The organism is Shewanella sp. MM_2022_3 (genome assembly GCF_022557375.1).
Taxonomy (GTDB): Bacteria; Pseudomonadota; Gammaproteobacteria; order Enterobacterales; family Shewanellaceae; genus Shewanella; species Shewanella xiamenensis.
Window position 1 is genome coordinate 1 of the sequence record NZ_JAKZGV010000065.1, and the last position, 18,887, is coordinate 18,887.

Consider the following 18,887-nt stretch of genomic DNA (forward strand, 5'->3'; position numbering starts at 1 on the left):
ATCCATCATCTTCATCATAATCGCCTCGAATATTTAGCCCTAGACGATCTGATCACAATGCGGGGAATGAGTTCAAAAAAAATCCCTGAGCATTGTTCAGGGATTTGTGTATGAGAGACAGGCAATTTGCTGGCTTTAAAATGCGGTGGAGTGATAAGTTTATTTCTTATCGCTTGCCTTTGAGTTCATCACAGAGCCAAAAACCAGACCTTGTTTATTCACATCAAAGCTCATTTGTACGCGCATATTATAGTCTTTCAATGCTTGCAGCTCTTCAGGCACTGGTTCACCAGTCATTTCTAACAGCGTCAGCACTGGGGTAAACATCTTACCGTAGTCGGCTGACATGCTGTAAAGGCCATTGGCTGATGGTTTTTCGCTCGCCAATTTATTGGCTAACGCTAAACCTTTATCGCCAGAGTAAACCACTAAGTATTGTCCCTTAATCGCCAACATCGGTTTGATATTAAGTTCTGGCGGCAACATTAATAGTGGCGATAAATCAGTGGGTTCACCATTATCCGCGACTTGCAGTTCAGCCAACATAGGGGCAAAAGGCTTAACCATGTTGAATAACATTGAAGGATTATCAGCGGTTAAACTGATTAAGGCATCTAAACTTTCGAGTTTAGGCTCTTGATCCTGTGAACTCATCTTATAGTCGAGTAATGACACACTCAGGCCTTTAACACCATTAGCCATGCCGGTAAACATACCCAACATCGCAGGGCTTTGCTGGCTTAATTCAGCCTGTAGCTCGGCCAGAGGCGCGCAGGTCAACTGTGGCTTTTGCAGATCATCCCAAATCGCGGTGAGCGAAGGCGCTACTTCATTAACATCAATCCCAAGGCCCATCGAGAAAATAGTGCTGTTAATATCCGCTAAATGGGCAGGAATAAAGCCGCGCATTTTTTGTAATGCCGTTAAAATTGCTTGGTTTTTGCTTTCAATCACAAAAGAAGCCGCCATATGGCTTTCTTTTTCAGTCGACGTGAATGCGGTTAAACCTCCCACTGTGCGCGGCCAGTTAGCCGCAATCGCGGTTAACTCAGTGCGACATTCTGGTGTACGGATTTGCGCTAACGGATCTTCACCTTGGCTTTCTTCTGCTAAGAACTTGGTGAGCTGTTTAGCTAACATATTGCCATCTTGAGAGGTTATCGCTTTAACAATCTCAACATGGTTGATAAAGCTGATGCTATCGTCCATAAAACCATGGGTTTTAATGATCTCTTGCAACATGCCAGATGCGGCTAAAGATTGGGCGGGTTTCTTCAATCCTAAAGCCATTTCCAATACTTCAGGCTCGATAGAGGAAGCCGAGAATGTGACCGTTAAAATGCCATCTTTATGGGCAAATAATAGGTCAGCTTTATCAGTTGAACCTTCTTCGGCAAACGAATAAGCACGGTAGTCAATCCCTGCTAAAGTACGCTTTTCGTGGGTATAACCACTTTCTTGTTCGGCTTTATCCAGTACAGCCCAGAATGCATCAATTTGATTAATATCTGTTTTAAGAACAGGCACTACACCTAAGGTATAAAAATAAGGCTTGATCTCATTCGGTAAACCGAAAGTCTTAAGCAATGCGGTAGGATCTTTCATTCCATCCATATATTGCTTGTAAATACTCACAAAAAACTTAGCCATTGGGCTATCCAAATCGCCTAACTGAGCTAAGGAATCAGTTGAATATTGCTGGTAATTGCTAGAAATCGATTGCAGGTAGTTTTTCAGTGGAAACGGCTTTAACTGGCCAGTAAACACAGGGGTATCGGCTGGAATATAATCTAGCAAAGGATTGGCTGAAGCACTCGAGCTACTTCCGTGTTGAGTGTACCAATAAGCACCCGCCCCCGCTGCAATAATTGCCGCAGCAATAACAATCTTTTTCATCTAAAACTCCATTTAATTACCGTCAAAGTGACAAAAATAATACCGAAAGCACTGACCTTCGGCATTTAAATACTGACCTATTGTCATTCCTTATTACATCAACATTGCAAAATCAAAAGCTTATTATAACTAATCTTGAGAACGGATAAGCTAAGAAATAACGAATAGCAAATAAGAACTCATTAATATGCAAAAATCCGCGATAATCTACCATTAAAACGTCTTTGACGCTAATCGCGGCATGTGTCAGAAGCTTCCTATTTACTGGGCGCAATCGTTCGAAACCATCCTGTTACAGAAAAGCGTGGGCGCTTTGCAAACGGCGCGACAAATGAAACAGAGTGAGGATGGTGGACATCGAATAATGCCAAATTATTAAAGGTTGGCACCCAGGTATCAGTCAGCACACCTTTAGGAGTATAAAACTGCAGCAGCCCTCCCCAATCAGGATGCCATTCTGGAGTAAAGCCAAAAACAAAAGCAACTTTACGGCCCTCACTTTCCACAACATCATTATGTCTTGTTAAGAAATTCCCCTGAATATAACGACTCGCCTGCAGTGAGGCATAACAAATACCTTCAATACCCGTAATCGTTTCAATAAATTTAAACATGTCAGGGCTGTTAATAAAACGATGTAGCGATGTAAGTAATTCAGGTGAAGGCTTTCCATCTAAGCCTCCTACGAGATGACTTCCATATAAAAAACCAATCCCATTTGCAGCATTGTGTAATATTTTTTGCTGTAAATCTTTTTGAGCTTCAATCGGTAATTGGCGTATTTGTTGATCCGACACTCTCATTGGCTTATTGTCGACAAACATTGCATTATCAAAACTCACTTCACTAGCAAGTGTGTTAGCAATGACAGCTGCGGTTTCATTCTGCCAGACGTGTTGAATATTGATTTTTGCATCTCTAGCATATTCTTCACGCAGTGAAGCCATATCTCGCTCAAAATTAAACTCAAACATCGTTTATTCCTTGGATCATTCGAACGTCTAACACTCATCCTACTCATCAGAGATGCATAATTACAATTTAATAACAAAATCACAATCGCAAATTTATTGTGCCTCACCGACTTTTTTGAGTGTCACCTCACCTAACTGACGCATTTGCTTGCGGATCCAAGCGGAACGTTGTTCAACATAGGAAGAAGGGGGGGAGACTTTATAACGCCAAGGGTTTGGTAAAACTGCAGCCAATAATGACGCCTCATAACGAGTTAATTTAGCTGCACTCTTGCCAAAATAATGCTTTGCTGCCGCTTCGGCACCATAAATCCCCGGACCAAATTCAACAATATTCAGGTATACCTCAAGGATACGCGCCTTATCCCAAAACAGTTCCATTAACAGGGTAAACCACGCCTCTATGCCCTTACGGATAAAACTACGGCTCGACCACATAAACAGGTTTTTTGCCGCTTGCTGGCTTAAGGTACTGGCCCCACGAACCTTTTTACCTTTTTGATTGTATTCGATGGCCGAACTAATCGCGTCTAAATCAAAACCACTGTGGCCAGCAAACTTTTGATCTTCTGCGGCAATCACGGCTAATTGCAGTTCAGGGGAGATTTGCTCAAGCGAGCGCCATCGATGCCTAACCTCAGTAATCGGTGCGGGCGGAAACAATGCCCGCTCTATTCGCCAACTCCACATCGGAGGATCGATAAAACGGAGTAGTACCACACTTAAAATAGAGGCGAAAAATAAACCCAAAACCAATTTGGCTAACCAAATAAATACACGCTTAACACCGCGCATCTTAGGCTTAGGGGTTGGATGATTAACTTGGGGACGATTGACATGATCGCGCATGGCATACAAAGGGGCGGTCATTTAATTATCCTCATCAATCACGCCATCCAAACTAACTGTTAGTCTAAGAGATTTTTTGCTTACAGTAGAATAGCAAAGTGTAAGCCGATGATAGTAAGTCATAAACTACAAAAAACCGAGCTGAATTGAATGAGGAAGATAAATTAATGATGCCACAAATTTGGCTCAACCTCGGCAGCTTTGACCACAGCTGACCGAGGTGAAAATGACTGATTAACAAGCGCTAGCAAGTCAATCAAACTGCTGGATACTCGCAGCGGCGAGCAAGGTCCTTTGGAAGTGCTACTGTTTTCCGTCTCGTTATATCGTTACACAGCAAACTAAGCCCATAAATAACGATATTCAACAACTTAACTTGGCAAAATACCGACTAAAGCAGATCTGCGCAGTAAACTCCCTCAAAACCATCTACGGGAACTTTGTAATATAGCTCAGAACATTCTAATGTGCATAACCCTGTGAGTAAAAATGTACAAAAAATTTAATTCAGGCAAACACATCTTAACTAACTCTATGAAAATACAATTTATCTGACTTTGATGACGGCAGAATGACATACAAAATACCTTAACGGCCAAACCGCTTTAAAATTAAGCAAAATACTCTTTTAGTGGCATAAAATAAAAAATGCCACAGGGAATACTGTGGCATTTTTCTATTTAATCAAATAGATGGCTATATTTCGTAATGCAGACCGCATTCGCGTTTTAAGCCATTAAAGCGTGTTTCTTCTTCAGACATCCCTAATTCTAAGGGTTTAGTAGAATGGGTATCCCCAACAGAAACATAACCTTGCTCCCATAGAGGATGGTAAGGCAAGTCAAATTGAGTCAAATACAGATGCACATCTTTGTTCGACCATTCGATAATCGGCAGCAGCTTAAAGCGAGTACCGTGGATAGCCAATATCGGTAACTCTTCGCGAGTGCTCGACTGGCTCCGGCGAAGTCCCGCAAACCAAGTGCCTACTTCAAGTTCCGCCAAAGCACGTTGCATCGGCTCCACTTTATTCAGTCGATTGTAACGTTCAAGACCCTCTAAGCCCTGCTCCCACAATTGGCCAAAGCGCGCCTCCTGCCATGCCGCCGTCATCGGCGCTTGGTAGACCTTAAGATTTAAGGATAAACGCTCGGTAAGCTGGTCAATAAACTGATATGTCTCAGGAAAGAGGTATCCAGTATCCGTTAAAATCACCGGAATATCCGATTGCACCTGACTCACCATATGCAACATCACCGCCGCCTGGATCCCAAAACTGGATGACAGCGCGTGATTACCCGGCAAATAGGCTAAGCCCCAGAGCACTCGCTCTTGAGCCGTCAAGCTAGCTAAGAAGCGATTAATGCGTTCCAGTTCCGCTTGCTGCACATCTTTAGGTGCCGTCAGCAGCGCTTTAAGTTCGCTACTACTTACCACGCTCTGCAACGCATTCGGCAAGCCGGAACCCGTCCCACCTGAATGAAGATCAGCCATGGAAATCCTTAGCGGCATCGATAACCGCCTTCACCACGCCCACGCGGACAGTGAAGTTACCAAAGGTTTCGCCTGCATTACGCTCAATCGCGTAGCGGGCAAATAATGCATCCAATTCAGCAAGGATCTCAGCCTCTTGGATATTCTCTCTGTACATCTTATTCAGGCGAGTGCCTTCGAAGTTCGCCCCGAGATACAGGTTATAGCGCCCCGGCGCCTTACCCACAAGACCGATTTCGGCGGCAAATGGGCGGGCACAACCGTTTGGACAGCCTGTCATACGCACCACGATTGCTTGATCGCTAATGCCATTCTTTGCTTGGAGCGCATCAATATGGTCAATAAATTCAGGGAAATAACGCTCAGCTTCCGCCATTGCCAATGGACAAGTTGGCAAGGCCACACAGGCAATCGAATGACCACGGGTTTGTGTCAACACTTGGCCGAGTAAACCGTGTTTACGGGCAAGCCCTTCGATAGTCGCTTTATCCTCGGGCACCACACCCGCGATAATCATATTCTGGTTTGAGGTCATACGGAAATCACCCTTGTGGATCTTAGCGATTTCACGCATACCAGTTTGTAAGCTCTTACCCGGCAAGTCTTTGATACGGCCGCTTTCGATAAACAGGGTTAAATGCCACTTACCATCGACACCTTCGACCCAGCCGTAACGATCGCCGCGATCGCCAATCACTACATCGCGCTTAGGCTCAAATTTAACGCCGGCACGGGCTTCCACTTCGGCTTTAAACTTTTCATAGCCATGATCGACGATAGTGTACTTAAGGCGCGAACGCTTACGGTTGGTACGATTACCCCAGTCACGCTGCACTGTCATCACAGCTTCGGCAAACTTCATCACATCTTCAGTTTTGATAAAACCAAAGTCATCGGCCAAGCGTGGGAAGGTTTCTACCTCTCCGTGGGTCGAGCCCATGCCGCCACCTGCGGTCAGGTTAAAACCGACTAATTCGCCATTTTCAGCCACGGCAATAAAGCCTAAGTCGTTAGTGTAGACATCAACATCGTTATCAGGCGGTACGGCCACGGCCATTTTAAACTTACGTGGTAAGTAGGTTTTGCCGTATACAGGTTCTACGGTTTCGTCTTCGGTGGTCAGTAACTTCTCTTCATCTAACCAAATCTCGGCGTAAGCACGAGTGTGCGGCAGCAGATGATCAGACAGCTTTTTCGCCACTTCATAGGCCTGCGCATGCAGCTTAGATTCCACCGGATTCGGGTTACACATCACGTTACGGTTAACGTCACCACAGGCAGCGATAGAATCCAGAGCCTCACGGTCCAAACCTTGAATAATGGTCTTGAGATTACGCTTTGGAATACCGTGGTATTGGAACGTCTGACGCGTCGTTAAACGAATACTGTTAGAGCTGGTGAGCGTCGAGGCAATTTCATCTACGCCTAACCATTGCTTAGGTGTACACACACCGCCAGGCACGCGGGCACGTAACATAAAGCTATATAAAGGTTCGAGTTTTTGCTCTTTGCGCTCGTTACGCAAATCACGGTCATCCTGCTGATAGAAGCCGTGGAACTTGATCAATTGCTGATCGCCGTCGCTAAAACTGCCCGTCACCGAGGAGTCTAATCCCTCTTTAATGGTGCCACGCAGATAATCACTGTCGGTCTTTAGGTATTCGTTTAATGCTAACTTTTGCTCACTCATGGCAACTGCCTCTTAAAATTCGGTCGGCGGCAGTATCTCAGTGGATACTGCTCTCTATCTTTGGGATCGATTAATTAGTACACGTCTTTTTGGTAACGTTTATGACTGCGCAGGGTCTCGAAATATTCTTCCGCCGCCTCGCTAGACAGTCCGCCAAACTCCACCGCAACCGCTAATAAGGCTTGGTGTACGTCTTTAGCCATACGCTCGGCATCACCACAAATATAAAGATGCGCGCCGTTTTGCAGCCATTGCCACAGGGCTTGCCCCTGCTCTTTAATGCGGTGCTGCACGTAAATCTTATGGGCTTGATCCCGTGAAAATGCCACATCGATACGGGTTAAATCGCCGTTTTTCAGATACTGTTGCCACTCAGTTTGATACAGGAAGTCCTGCTCAAAATGCGTGTTGCCGAAGAATAACCAGTTATCGCCCTCAGCGCCTTGTGCCACGCGCTCCTGCATAAAGGCGCGAAACGGCGCAACCCCGGTGCCAGGACCAATCATGATGACCGGCGTTTGTGGATCTTCAGGTAAACGGAAATGCTTATTCGGTTCAACATACACTTTTACTTCGGCGCCTTCCTGCGCCGAGGCTAAAAAGTGCGATGCACCGCCAAAACGCGTTTGCCCTTGATGTTCATCTTCCACCAATGCCACGGTTAAATGCACTTCCGTATCAACCTCACTCTGGCTCGAGGCGATGGAGTAGAGTCTTGGCGTTAATGGGCGTAATAATTCCACTAACTTGTTTGCATCGAGATTAGCGTCAGGCTTGAGCTTGTAATTAGCCACTAAGTCTGCAAACTGATGATGTAAGATAAACTGACGAACCTGCTCTTTATCTTCGCTAATAGCAAGTAGCTCAGGACTTGCGGACAACTCGGCCCAAGTTTTGACTAAACCAGGATACAACTGCGTCAGTTCTTTCTTCTCGATCAAGGCTTGCTTGAGGCTGATTGACTCATTAGCGACAGTCACCTTGGTATCGGCCGCTAACCCTAAGCCCGCTAAAATCTCATCGACTAAGGTTTCGCTATTGCTAAACCACACCCCAAGGGCATCACCGACTTCATAGCGTAAGCCTGATTCACCTAAATCAATTTCAACGTGGCGCACATCTCTGTCTGAACCGCGTCCGGTGATCTTTTGGCTCACCAACACTTCGGCACTGTAAGGGTTTTGCTTAGTAAATTCGCTCTCGCTGGCAACTTGCGCCGAAGTTGAATTAATTTCATTCAGTGCCACCACATTAGCCGTGGTTTGAATGAGTGGCTTAACCGCAGTAAGCACATCGGCGTGCCACTGTCCGGCCGCAGCATCATAGTCCACATCACACTCAACCAACGGCAATAAGGCTTTAGCGCCTAATGCCGAAAGCCGCGCATCAAAGTCTTTACCGGTTTGGCAGAAAAACTCATAGCTTGAATCGCCCAAAGCCAACACTGAGTAATGTAAGTTGTTTAATTGAGGTGCGCGTTTTGATGCTAAAAACTTATGTAATTCAATCGCATCATCCGGCGCTTCACCTTCACCATGGGTACTGACCACCAGCAATAACAAAGTTTCTTGCTTGAGCTGGCGCACATTGTATTCACCCATGGAGGCTAAATTCACGCTATAGCCCTGTGCTTTAGCCTTTTCGGCCAAGGCTTTGGCAATGCCACGACCATTGCCGGTTTGGCTGCCATAGAGAATAGTTACAGTCTGCGCTGCCTGTGTATCAGACACTGGCACTAGCTGGGCTTGATTCCCTCCCGCATTGGCCGTTGCGGCTAAATAACCACTCACCCAAGCAAGTTGCACGGCATTTAATTCCGCGGTGAGTTGTTTCAGCTTGTCGACCTGCGGTTGCGACAGGGGTGAAGCCAGTGATGAAAGTTCTTTTAACAACATGAGACGGCCCTATGACAGTGTAATACCCAGCAGATTAACGTGGATTTGGAAAAGCAAAAAAGAATAAAATTTGATTTTTAATTCCATTTTGGAATATACAAAGTGCAAAAATTAAGCTACAAAAGTGTGCACTGGTTAAAACTTTTTGATACGACCAGTGCAGAATCGACTAGCTTGAGCAATATGCGCTTGTGTCAAACCAAAGTATTGCCACAATGGTACGAGCCTGCAGTACAGTGACCTTTTGTTGCTCGCTAAGAAGTTTGTTTTAAAAAAACAAATTTTATACCAAGTTTGAATGCGCTAACTAACTGCCACAATTGAACAGACGAGTTCATTCTTATCGCGGCCTAGCCCTACCTAGGTTTAGCTCAAGGGAAGCACTCAGGCGGAACGATTATATAAACCATCAGGGAGTAATCATGCAGATTGGAATACCGAGAGAGAGTCTCGTCGGTGAAACTCGGGTCGCCGCGACTCCAGCCACCGTCGAACAGCTTAAAAAGCTCGGCTTTGAAGTTGTTGTTGAGGCCAATGCTGGCTTACTGTCTAGCTTTGACGATGCCGCCTTTGAAGCAGCTGGCGCGAAGATCACGACAGAGGTTTGGCAAGCGGATCTGATTTTTAAAGTCAATGCACCGACCGATGCTGAAATTGCGCAAATTAAAGAAGGCGCGACCTTAATCAGCTTCATCTGGCCCGCTCAAAATGCTGAGTTGGTCGAGAAACTGTCTAAACGCAACATCAATGTGATGGCGATGGACATGGTGCCACGTATTTCCCGTGCCCAATCCCTCGATGCTCTCTCTTCTATGGCAAATATCGGCGGTTATCGCGCCGTAGTTGAAGCCGCGCACCACTTTGGCCGTTTCTTTACCGGACAAATTACCGCCGCAGGTAAAGTCCCTCCGGCCAAAGTGCTGGTGATTGGTGCCGGTGTGGCAGGCCTTGCAGCCATTGGTACCGCAGGTTCTTTAGGGGCTATCGTTCGCGCCTTCGACACGCGTTTAGAAGTGGCCGAACAAATCGAATCCATGGGTGGCCAGTTCCTTAAGCTGGACTTCACCAATGAAGATGGCAGCTCATCGGACGGTTACGCTAAAACCATGTCGGACGAGTTTATCGCTGCCGAAATGGCGCTATTTGCCGAGCAAGCCAAAGAAGTCGATATCATCATTACTACAGCGCTGATCCCAGGCCGTCCTGCACCTAAGCTCATCACCAAAGCCATGGTCGACAGCATGAAGAGCGGCTCTGTGATTGTCGATATGGCAGCACAAGCGGGCGGTAACTGTGAATACACCCAGCCTGGCGAACTCTTTGTCACTGAGAATGGTGTAAAAGTCATCGGCTTTACCGATCTTCCAGGCCGCTTGCCTGCACAATCGTCTCAGCTTTACGGCACTAACTTAGTCAACCTGATGAAGTTAATGTGTAAAGAGAAAAACGGTATTGCCAGCATCAGCTTTGATGATGTGGTCATGCGCAACATGACAGTCGTGAAAGAAGGCGAAGTCACCTTCCCGCCACCACCTATTTCGGTGTCAGCTGCCCCTGCGAAACCTACCGCTAAGGTGGAAGTGAAATCTGCTCAAGCCAAAGCGCCTTCAAAACTCAAGTATATTCTCGCCGCCCTTGGCGCTGCGGGTTTTGCCGCAGTTGCCTCGGTTGCGCCAGCCGAGTTCTTATCCCACTTTACAGTTTTTGTCCTGTCCTGCGTGGTGGGCTATTACGTGGTGTGGAACGTATCCCACTCACTACATACGCCTTTGATGTCAGTGACTAACGCGATTTCAGGCATTATCGTGGTCGGCGCCTTGCTGCAAATAGGCCAAGGTTCAACCTTGGTCACTGTGTTGGCGTTTATCGCCGTGCTGATCGCCAGTATTAACATCTTCGGCGGTTTTACCGTCACTCAGCGCATGCTGAAGATGTTCCGTAAGGATTAAGGGGGTATAACGTGTCTCAAGGACTGGTAACAGCAGCTTACATCATTGCCGCCGTGCTCTTTATCTTCAGTCTCGCTGGATTGTCGAAACAAGAAACGGCCAAACACGGCAATTTATTTGGTATCACAGGTATGGCTATCGCCCTACTGGCGACCATTTTTAATCCAGACACCAGCGGTGTCGCGTGGATTATTGTCGCCATGGTGATTGGTGGTGCCATCGGCGTGCGTTTAGCACTTAAAGTCGAAATGACGGAAATGCCTGAACTCGTCGCGGTGCTCCACAGTTTTGTGGGTATGGCCGCAGTGTTAGTGGGCTTTAACAGCTTTATCGACTTACACCCAGAACAAGTATCACAAGTGGTTGTGGCCGTGGGCGGGGATATGAACTCCACTCTCGCAGCAGTGCAGAATGCGCTGAGCGAAGCGGCAAAAGCGGCTGAAAACGCCCATATGACTGGCGCAATGCTCAACATTCACTTAGTGGAAGTCTTCCTCGGGATCTTTATCGGCGCGGTAACCTTTACCGGTTCTATCGTCGCTTTTGGTAAATTACGCGGATTAATTTCATCTAAACCGTTGATGTTGCCGCATCGCCATAAGCTAAACCTCGTCGCTGTATTAGTATCACTTGCCCTATTGGTGTACTTCGTGCAAACAGGTGGCACTATGCCAGCACTGCTGCTGATGACCTTAATTGCCTTTGCTTTTGGTTGGCACTTAGTGGCTTCTATCGGTGGTGCGGATATGCCGGTTGTGGTGTCCATGCTGAACTCCTACTCAGGTTGGGCTGCAGCGGCAGCAGGCTTTATGTTGTCGAATGACCTCTTGATTGTCGTTGGCGCATTAGTCGGCTCATCGGGTGCGATTCTGTCTTACATCATGTGTAAGGCGATGAACCGCTCGTTTATTTCGGTTATCGCAGGTGGATTTGGTACCGATGGTGTAGCCTCCTCTGGTGATGAAGAAATGGGCGAATACCGCGAAACCAACGCCGAAGATGTGGCGGATATGCTGAAAAATGCCTCTTCCGTTATCATCACCCCTGGCTATGGTATGGCAGTGGCACAGGCGCAATATCCAGTGGCTGAAATCACCCAAAAACTGCGTGACCGCGGCGTAAAAGTACGCTTTGGTATTCATCCGGTAGCGGGTCGTTTACCTGGCCATATGAACGTACTGTTGGCTGAAGCTAAAGTTCCCTACGATATCGTGCTTGAAATGGACGAAATCAACGAAGACTTTAGCGATACCGATGTCGTGCTGGTGATTGGCGCGAACGACACAGTCAACCCTGCGGCGATGGAAGACCCGGGCAGCCCAATTGCGGGCATGCCAGTGCTTGAAGTATGGAAAGCGCAAAACGTGATTGGCTTTAAACGCTCAATGAACACGGGTTATGCGGGTGTACAAAACCCTCTGTTCTTTAAAGACAATACCCAAATGTTGTTCGGCGATGCTAAGGCCAGTGTTGAAGCGATTTTAAAAGCGCTGTAATCCGTTTAAGCACTGAATCACTCGATACAAAACTCAAAGGGAGCCATTGGCTCCCTTTGCTTTTTAGAGGGTTTTATTGCGCTAGGCTTCACATACTTTTAAGCCTGCTCAGCTAGTCTCTGCGCAGTTTATCGCTTCAGGTAAAAGGAGATATCATGCTGCTTGGATTATTTATGCTGTCGGCAATATTAATCAAAACGTCGTTATTAGGGCTGGGTTGGATATCAATTGGTATCGGCGTTGGGGGTTATCTTTTTTGCCGTTTTTACCACATTAATCTTGCAGACCTCCTGGTCAAAAAATTTAGACGGCTTTTTATCAGTGGGGCGATATTACATCTGCTGCTGTATCTCGGCCTTATCGTAAAACTCTTCCTGATCGATAGCCTAGAGGATATTCCAGCCTTTTTAATCAGTCATTTGGTATTCCATCATGCACTCTGCGCACTCATTGCAGCCGCCCTTACCTTTATGGCGATTGGTGTTTACCTTAGCCAACAAAAGCTAAAGCAGGCAAATATCACTTCCCCCATCGCGAACTAATTTAGCCCCTAAAAGCCAAAAGGAGCCACAAGGCTCCTTTTGATAGCAATTCATTTTTGATTATGCTGCTTTAGCAATATCAAAATTAGATAACAACATCACAGCTGTACGGCCGAGTAAATGATTGATGGTACGATCGCCAACCAATCCTAATTCTGCAATGGCTTGCTGACGTGCAGTGCTTACCGCTCTAAACAGAGTGATTTCATTATTGGTGCCGCCGCAGAGGCTGAAGAATAATCTTAACACTGCGCGGTAATGCTCTTCTTGCATCGCTTGCATCCAAGAGGTTTCTAGCGCTTCTTGGCTAGAGAAGTCGAGCGCAGCAACAAAAAGATTGCCAATACGGCTGTCTAAGCGAATTAAAAAGTCGTTCTTCCGCGGAAAGTGGTGACTAATACCTGTGCGGCTAATCCCCGTTGCTTCAGATAACGTGGTATAAGACATAGTCTCAAAGCCAATAGTCAAAATTTGTCTTAACGCTTCATCCATAATCTGATTGATGGTCTGCTCAGTCTGTACTCGCGAGCGCTTAGCCATAATAAAGTCTCCCACTGTTCTTTTTGTGGGATAGAGCTTACCAAAGCCTTTCAGGGATTACTGCTGTTTAAAAACGTGAAACAAGTGTATTTCACTTTTGTTCAGCTAGGGTTCAGTTTTAAACAGAGGATTTCATTGCTTTTGTTTACATATTTATAACATTGAATTTTGTACTAACCAGTCGTGTGCTTTTTGCTCCCCCATTAACAATGTTAGGGTAGGCGTTAAATAATGCCCAAGATCGGATTTACGCCAAAACAGGTATTCTGGCAGGGGTTGTAGCACGGTATCACTAAAAGTTCGTTGTATTAAACTCGAATATTCACGCAAAACCTGCGGTTCAATTTGTACCATTTGAGGATAAAAATCGGCTACAAAATCACGATAGTGAGTATATTGAACGATTTGAGTGACCTGATATTTATTTAACACCTGTATCATCATTGGCGCAGTCCAGTGTGACATATATTGCGAACTTGTAAGCGCCGCTAGGTTGCGCCGATGATACTGCTGCCAAGCTAAATCAAAATTGCCTTTAGCATTGGCAATACACCAGATGAGATACAGATCCGCTAACCATTCATGCTGATAAGGTGTTAATTCCTTAGGTAATAAACTCCCCTGCAACGCCAAGTTTTCAAGGTGGCCTAGTTCATGCCAAAGGGTTAATTGTGCTTGTTCTTTTAGATCTAATTGGTAGGTAATACCATCAATATTGGCCAGTTGGATCTCTGGTGTTTCTTGCTCATTGACGAGTATTAGGCCGGAGAAATGACTATCTTCAACAGGTAATACCATGGCACTGCGAAGCCCAAGCTCTGTTTTAAACTGAGCCTCGCTGTGTGGGAGCTGTTCACGAACCTGAGGTGGAAATGTTGCCAGACACTGACTCAATTGCGCTAAAGGACAAAGTAACGCCTGCTTATCGGCAATAGGCACCCAAGTTAAGCTTGATATCAGAGTCAGTGCAATTAAACTCACTGTTTTGCCATGATATTTTGGATAATCGCCGTAGTAGAGATACCGTCTTCAAATCCCAACACTTGCACTTGGCCGCCCGCAGCAATGACCTCGGCGCCACCCGCAATATCTTCAACCTTATAATCACCACCTTTCACTAAAAGATCCGGTAGTAATCTGGCGATGATCCGTTGTGGTGTATCTTCACTAAAAGGCACCACCCAATCGACGGCTGCTAATCCTGCCAACACCGCCATACGTCTATCCACTTGATTAACTGGGCGACCTTCGCCTTTTAAGCGTTTGACTGAGGCATCGTCATTCACGGCCACGATCAATCTGTCGCCTAAGGCTTTGGCTTGCTTGAGGTAACTGACGTGTCCCGCGTGCAAAATATCGAAGCAACCGTTGGTCATCACCACTCGTTCACCACGTAATTTGGCTTGCTCTAGAGCGTAAGCAAGTTGATCTTCACTCACCACCCCAAAACCAGACTCACCGTGATGCAGTGCTAGGGCCTCAATCAACTCAATACGAGAAACCGTAGAAGTACCCAGTTTACCCACCACAACGCCAGCGGCAGTATTGGCTATCGCACAGGCCTGCGGTAACTCAGCACCCGCGGCTAGAGACGTCGCTAAAGCTGAAATCACAGTATCGCCAGCACCCGTTACGTCATACACCTCACGGGCCACCGTGGGAATGTGTAACTCTGGGGCATTGGCCGTCACTAAAGTCATCCCCTTTTCAGAGCGAGTGACTAAGATAGCGTCGAACTGGTACTTGTTCAGTAATCCGCGAGCCTTTTCGAGTAGATCTGCTTCAGAGGTTACCGCGCCAACCACGGCCTCAAATTCACTCATATTCGGTGTGATGAGCGAGGCGCCATGATAACGGCTAAAATCGGAACCCTTAGGGTCAACCAGTACTTTTACGCCTTTGGAACGGGCGAGCGCGATAAAATCACGAGGATTATCGATAGCGCCCTTCGCATAATCAGATAGCACGACCACATCGACCGAATCGAGTAAGGCCTCAGACTGCTTAAGTAAGCGCGCACTGTCCTGCTTATCGAAGGACTCTTCAAAGTCGAGGCGAATAAGCTGTTGATTGCGCGATAAAACTCTAAGCTTGGTAATGGTCGGTTTATCGGCAATTTTCAACCATTGTGGTTCAACCCCAAGTGCTTGTACGCCAAGCGTTAACGCTTTAGACGTATCATCATTGCCCACTAAGCCCGCCAATTGTACTTGGCCACCTAAGGTCGCGATATTTAGCGCCACGTTTGCCGCGCCGCCCGGTCTATCTTCGACTTGGTTAATTTTCACCACGGGCACTGGTGCCTCGGGGGAAATACGTCCCGTAGGCCCAACCCAGTAGCGATCTAACATCACATCGCCGACGACTAACACTTTGGCTTTTTCAAATGCTGGCAGAGAAACCTTCATAGCGCTCTTATCAGTTGCAGAAATTAAACCGTGATTGTACCTAATTTTCAGCAAAAGATGAGTTAGAATAAGCAGTAATTTTCAAAAGTAGTGAGTATTTTTGTGGTCGAGAAAGCTGAGTTTTCATCATCTTTATATCATCCGAAACACTGGCCCATGTGGTTTGGGGTGTTAGTGATGCGGATTACCCAAGTGTTGCCTCTATCATGGCAGATGAAATTAGGCAAAGGCATGGGCCGATTAGTCAAGGCACTTGCGGCCAGTAGAACCCATACCGCGCGCCGAAATTTAACCCTCTGCTTCCCGGATATGCCAGAGGCCGAGCGAGAAGCGCTCCTCACCCGTAACTTTGAAGAAACGGGCAAAGCGATTTTCGATACCATCAATGCCTGGTGGTGGTCCGATGAAAAAATCCAACAACATATGCAGATAACCGGCAAAGAATACGTTCAAGACACCTTGAACGCTGGCCATGGGGTGATTCTGTTTGCAGTGCACTGCTTACCACTGGAAATGGGCGCACGTATTTTTGGTCAATTCCAACCCGGTGTAGGGGTGTACCGCCCACATAACAATCCCGTGATGGAATACCTGCAAGTGAAAGGTCGATTACGTTCGAATAAAGCCTTAGTGCCGAAACGCGATCTACGCCAGATGGTGCGTTGTTTACGTAACCCCGATGTGATTTGGTATACCGCTGATCAAGACTTTGGCCGCTCCAGTGCTGTGTTTATTCCGTTTTATGCCGTGCCCGATGCCGCCACTATTACTGGCGCAACCACGCTGGCAAAGTTAGGTAAGGCCAAGGTATTACCCTTCTTTGTTGAACGCACAGAAGGAGATACAGGCTACCGGATTGAAATCATGCCTCCATTAGATAATTTCCCAGGTGAAGACGAAGTCGCCGATGCCATCCGTGGTAACAAAATTATTGAACAGATTATCGATAAAAATCGTGCTCAATATATGTGGCTCCATCGCCGCTTTAAGACGCGCCCTGATCCAACGGATAAGTCCTTATATAAGTAAGCTTTTGGTTAATCACATCGAGATAAGCGCTTAAAAGAGAATACAAAATGCCAAGCAATCGCTTGGCATTTTGTTTATATCTTTCTGCCTAAGGCATCTTGTAGGGCTCTAAGCGCTTAAACATGGTAGTTAAGCACAACACTTAAACCAGATTAAGCCTCCGCCGGTAAACGAATACCCACATTGGTGACTTTGCCTTCATAGAGTCCCGCAACGACCCAATGGAGTGATTGCCATTGAAACTGGTCCCCAAGTACTGGATGCGCACCTAGCTCTAAAGCAACTAAATCAGCTACAGTCATACCGCCAGTTTCATCATCTAATGTTAAGCCATAGATAGGTGCAAGATCCGCCAATTTAACCTCGGTATCGATAAAGAAGTCACCAAAGAAACGTGGTACCTCCTTGGTTTCAGGGGCTTGGCTAAAGAGGTTACTCAATGCTTCAAGGCTCTTTTCCTGCCCGAGTACGCACAGAATATCACCCGCCTCTAAGCACGTACTTCCCGAAGGATGCAATAACCTGTTATTGCGAAATACTGCCGCAATGCGAGTACCATCGGGCATTGCTAAGCGTTTTAGCGGTTCACCAATACACCACTTACTTTCACTCAAACGATAGACAAACACTTCCCATTCGCTGCTCGGGTAAATTTCAACCCCCGAACGCGAAACGGGCAAAGGCTTTGGGGGCAATTCTACCTTTGCTAAGCGTGCAGCCGTAGTGAGTGACGCCCCTTGGACTAGCAGAGAGACTAACACCACAAAAAAGGCCAAGTTAAAATACAATTGAGCCCCAGGAAGCCCGGCCATCATTGGGAATACCGCTAAAATAATCGGCACGGCACCACGAAGTCCGACCCAAGAGATAAACCAGCGGTCACGGCTGCTAAAACTCTTAAAGGGCAGCAAACTTAGCCATACCGCTAAAGGTCTGGCAAACAGGATCATCCCAAAGGCCAGTGCTAAGCCCGGCAGCCAAATATCTAATAGATCCGAGGGGGTTAGGAGTAGTCCCAAGACGAGAAACATGCCGATTTGACTCACCCAAGTCATTCCATCCAATACGTTTAATATCGCATGACGTCCACGAGTTGGCTTATTACCGAGGAATAGGCCAACTAAGTAAATCGACAGAATGCCACTGCCACCTAGCTTGTTCGATGCAGCGTAAATAATAAGGCCGCCACTGAGCACGAGAATCGAATATAGACCTTCAGCGAGTTGACTTAAGTTCACCAATTTCCATAGCAGCCAGCCACCACCCAAGCCTAATAAAATTCCCAGCCCAAATTGTTTAATAAAGCTAATCAGCATAAAGCTTGCAGAGAGCTCGGCATCGACATTGCCGAGAATGGCAATCAAGGTGACAGTTAAAAATACCGCCATAGGGTCGTTACTACCCGATTCGATTTCCAGCGTTGCTCCAACCCGCTCATTAAGGCTGCGTCCCTTTAACAGTGAGAATACCGCCGCCGCATCGGTAGAGCCGACAATAGCTCCCACAAGCAAACCTTGTAGCCAATGTAAGTCAAATAGCCACGCAGCCATAATGCCTGTGATACTGGTGGTGATCGCCACCCCAAAGGTTGCCAAGGATAACGCAGGCCACAGTGCGACCCTGAAGCTCGCGACCCGAGTGCGCATACCGCCATCGAGCAAAATAATGGCTAAGGCTAAGTTACTGACAAGATAAGCGGTTGAATAATCATCGAAGAGAATACCGCCGGGACCATCTTCACCAGCAAGAATACCTACGGCGAGGAAAATTAATAAGATAGGAATCCCAAGACGGGATGACATGGGACTAAGCAAAACACTCACGGCAGTAAGTAAGGCACCGATCAGAAAAAAACTATTGATGGAATCTGCATCCACACATGCCTCCTTAAATGCTGCTGGCTCAGCTAAACGATAGCAAAAACACCTAGATTAAAAATGACTCAATTAAAAATTTCAGTGTTTCTATACTAGCATAAAAAATGCAGATTATTGGAGTTTTAAATATTAAATTTCAATAATCTACACTAAAATAATCATCAACAGTAACTTTAGGCTAATTTTCAGATAAAAACACATAAAAAGACAAATACAACCAGAACATCAAACTATAAGCATAAATAAAA

General features: G+C 46.4%; 14 protein-coding genes. 4 read left to right on the forward strand and 10 right to left on the reverse strand.

Annotated elements, in window-relative coordinates; translation table 11 throughout:
- Window positions 1–159 precede the first annotated feature (159 nt).
- The 6 genes from MMG82_RS19800 to MMG82_RS19825 all read right to left on the reverse strand — a co-directional run bounded on the left by MMG82_RS19800 (window position 160) and on the right by MMG82_RS19825 (window position 8,798).
- Entirely contained in the window at window positions 160–1,896 is a 1,737-nt protein-coding gene (locus tag MMG82_RS19800) for a hypothetical protein (protein ID WP_241407321.1), read from the reverse strand.
- 257 nt (window positions 1,897–2,153) lie between these two features.
- Entirely contained in the window at window positions 2,154–2,870 is a 717-nt protein-coding gene (locus tag MMG82_RS19805) for a 2OG-Fe(II) oxygenase family protein (protein WP_241407322.1), read from the reverse strand.
- Between the two features lie 93 nt (window positions 2,871–2,963).
- Window positions 2,964–3,740, reverse strand: coding sequence for a monofunctional biosynthetic peptidoglycan transglycosylase (mtgA, locus tag MMG82_RS19810; RefSeq protein ID WP_047535318.1), 777 nt, complete (start codon window positions 3,738–3,740; stop codon window positions 2,964–2,966).
- Between the two features lie 675 nt (window positions 3,741–4,415).
- Entirely contained in the window at window positions 4,416–5,213 is a 798-nt protein-coding gene (locus MMG82_RS19815; RefSeq protein WP_047535315.1) for a phosphoadenylyl-sulfate reductase, read from the reverse strand.
- Complete coding sequence (gene cysI / locus MMG82_RS19820; protein ID WP_172591525.1) at window positions 5,206–6,903, reverse strand: assimilatory sulfite reductase (NADPH) hemoprotein subunit; 1,698 nt, start codon at window positions 6,901–6,903, stop codon at window positions 5,206–5,208. Before cysI ends, MMG82_RS19815 begins: the two co-directional genes overlap by 8 nt.
- Before the next feature lie 74 nt (window positions 6,904–6,977).
- A complete protein-coding gene (locus tag MMG82_RS19825; RefSeq protein WP_047539591.1) occupies window positions 6,978–8,798 on the reverse strand; it encodes an assimilatory sulfite reductase (NADPH) flavoprotein subunit in 1,821 nt (606 codons plus the stop codon).
- 422 nt (window positions 8,799–9,220) lie between these two features.
- On the opposite strand from MMG82_RS19825, the gene MMG82_RS19830 reads away from it, so the two are divergent.
- The 3 genes from MMG82_RS19830 to MMG82_RS19840 all read left to right on the forward strand — a co-directional run bounded on the left by MMG82_RS19830 (window position 9,221) and on the right by MMG82_RS19840 (window position 12,785).
- Window positions 9,221–10,747, forward strand: coding sequence for a Re/Si-specific NAD(P)(+) transhydrogenase subunit alpha (locus tag MMG82_RS19830; RefSeq protein WP_047539590.1), 1,527 nt, complete (start codon window positions 9,221–9,223; stop codon window positions 10,745–10,747).
- 11 nt (window positions 10,748–10,758) lie between these two features.
- The gene (pntB, locus tag MMG82_RS19835) at window positions 10,759–12,243 is read left to right on the forward strand and encodes a Re/Si-specific NAD(P)(+) transhydrogenase subunit beta (RefSeq protein WP_047539587.1); all 1,485 of its coding nucleotides are present in this window, start codon (window positions 10,759–10,761) and stop codon (window positions 12,241–12,243) included.
- A gap of 155 nt (window positions 12,244–12,398) precedes the next feature.
- Window positions 12,399–12,785: a hypothetical protein gene (locus MMG82_RS19840; protein WP_047539585.1), complete on the forward strand. Its 387-nt coding sequence runs from the start codon at window positions 12,399–12,401 to the stop codon at window positions 12,783–12,785.
- 60 nt (window positions 12,786–12,845) lie between these two features.
- Here MMG82_RS19840 and MMG82_RS19845 read toward each other — a convergent pair whose 3' ends face one another.
- The 3 genes from MMG82_RS19845 to hldE all read right to left on the reverse strand — a co-directional run bounded on the left by MMG82_RS19845 (window position 12,846) and on the right by hldE (window position 15,733).
- Window positions 12,846–13,325 carry a TetR family transcriptional regulator gene (locus MMG82_RS19845; RefSeq protein WP_037421701.1) on the reverse strand — a complete coding sequence of 160 codons (480 nt, stop codon included), beginning with the start codon at window positions 13,323–13,325 and terminating at the stop codon, window positions 12,846–12,848.
- A gap of 153 nt (window positions 13,326–13,478) precedes the next feature.
- Entirely contained in the window at window positions 13,479–14,306 is an 828-nt protein-coding gene (locus MMG82_RS19850; RefSeq protein ID WP_047539584.1) for a hypothetical protein, read from the reverse strand.
- Window positions 14,303–15,733 carry a bifunctional D-glycero-beta-D-manno-heptose-7-phosphate kinase/D-glycero-beta-D-manno-heptose 1-phosphate adenylyltransferase HldE gene (gene hldE / locus MMG82_RS19855; RefSeq protein ID WP_047539582.1) on the reverse strand — a complete coding sequence of 477 codons (1,431 nt, stop codon included), beginning with the start codon at window positions 15,731–15,733 and terminating at the stop codon, window positions 14,303–14,305. The genes MMG82_RS19850 and hldE overlap by 4 nt, the downstream gene beginning before the upstream one ends.
- 102 nt (window positions 15,734–15,835) lie before the next feature.
- On the opposite strand from hldE, the gene MMG82_RS19860 reads away from it, so the two are divergent.
- Entirely contained in the window at window positions 15,836–16,762 is a 927-nt protein-coding gene (locus MMG82_RS19860; protein WP_037421862.1) for an LpxL/LpxP family Kdo(2)-lipid IV(A) lauroyl/palmitoleoyl acyltransferase, read from the forward strand.
- 152 nt (window positions 16,763–16,914) lie between these two features.
- On the opposite strand, the gene MMG82_RS19865 is transcribed toward MMG82_RS19860, so the two are convergent.
- A complete protein-coding gene (locus MMG82_RS19865) occupies window positions 16,915–18,639 on the reverse strand; it encodes a potassium/proton antiporter (protein ID WP_037421709.1) in 1,725 nt (574 codons plus the stop codon).
- Window positions 18,640–18,887: the final 248 nt, after the last annotated feature.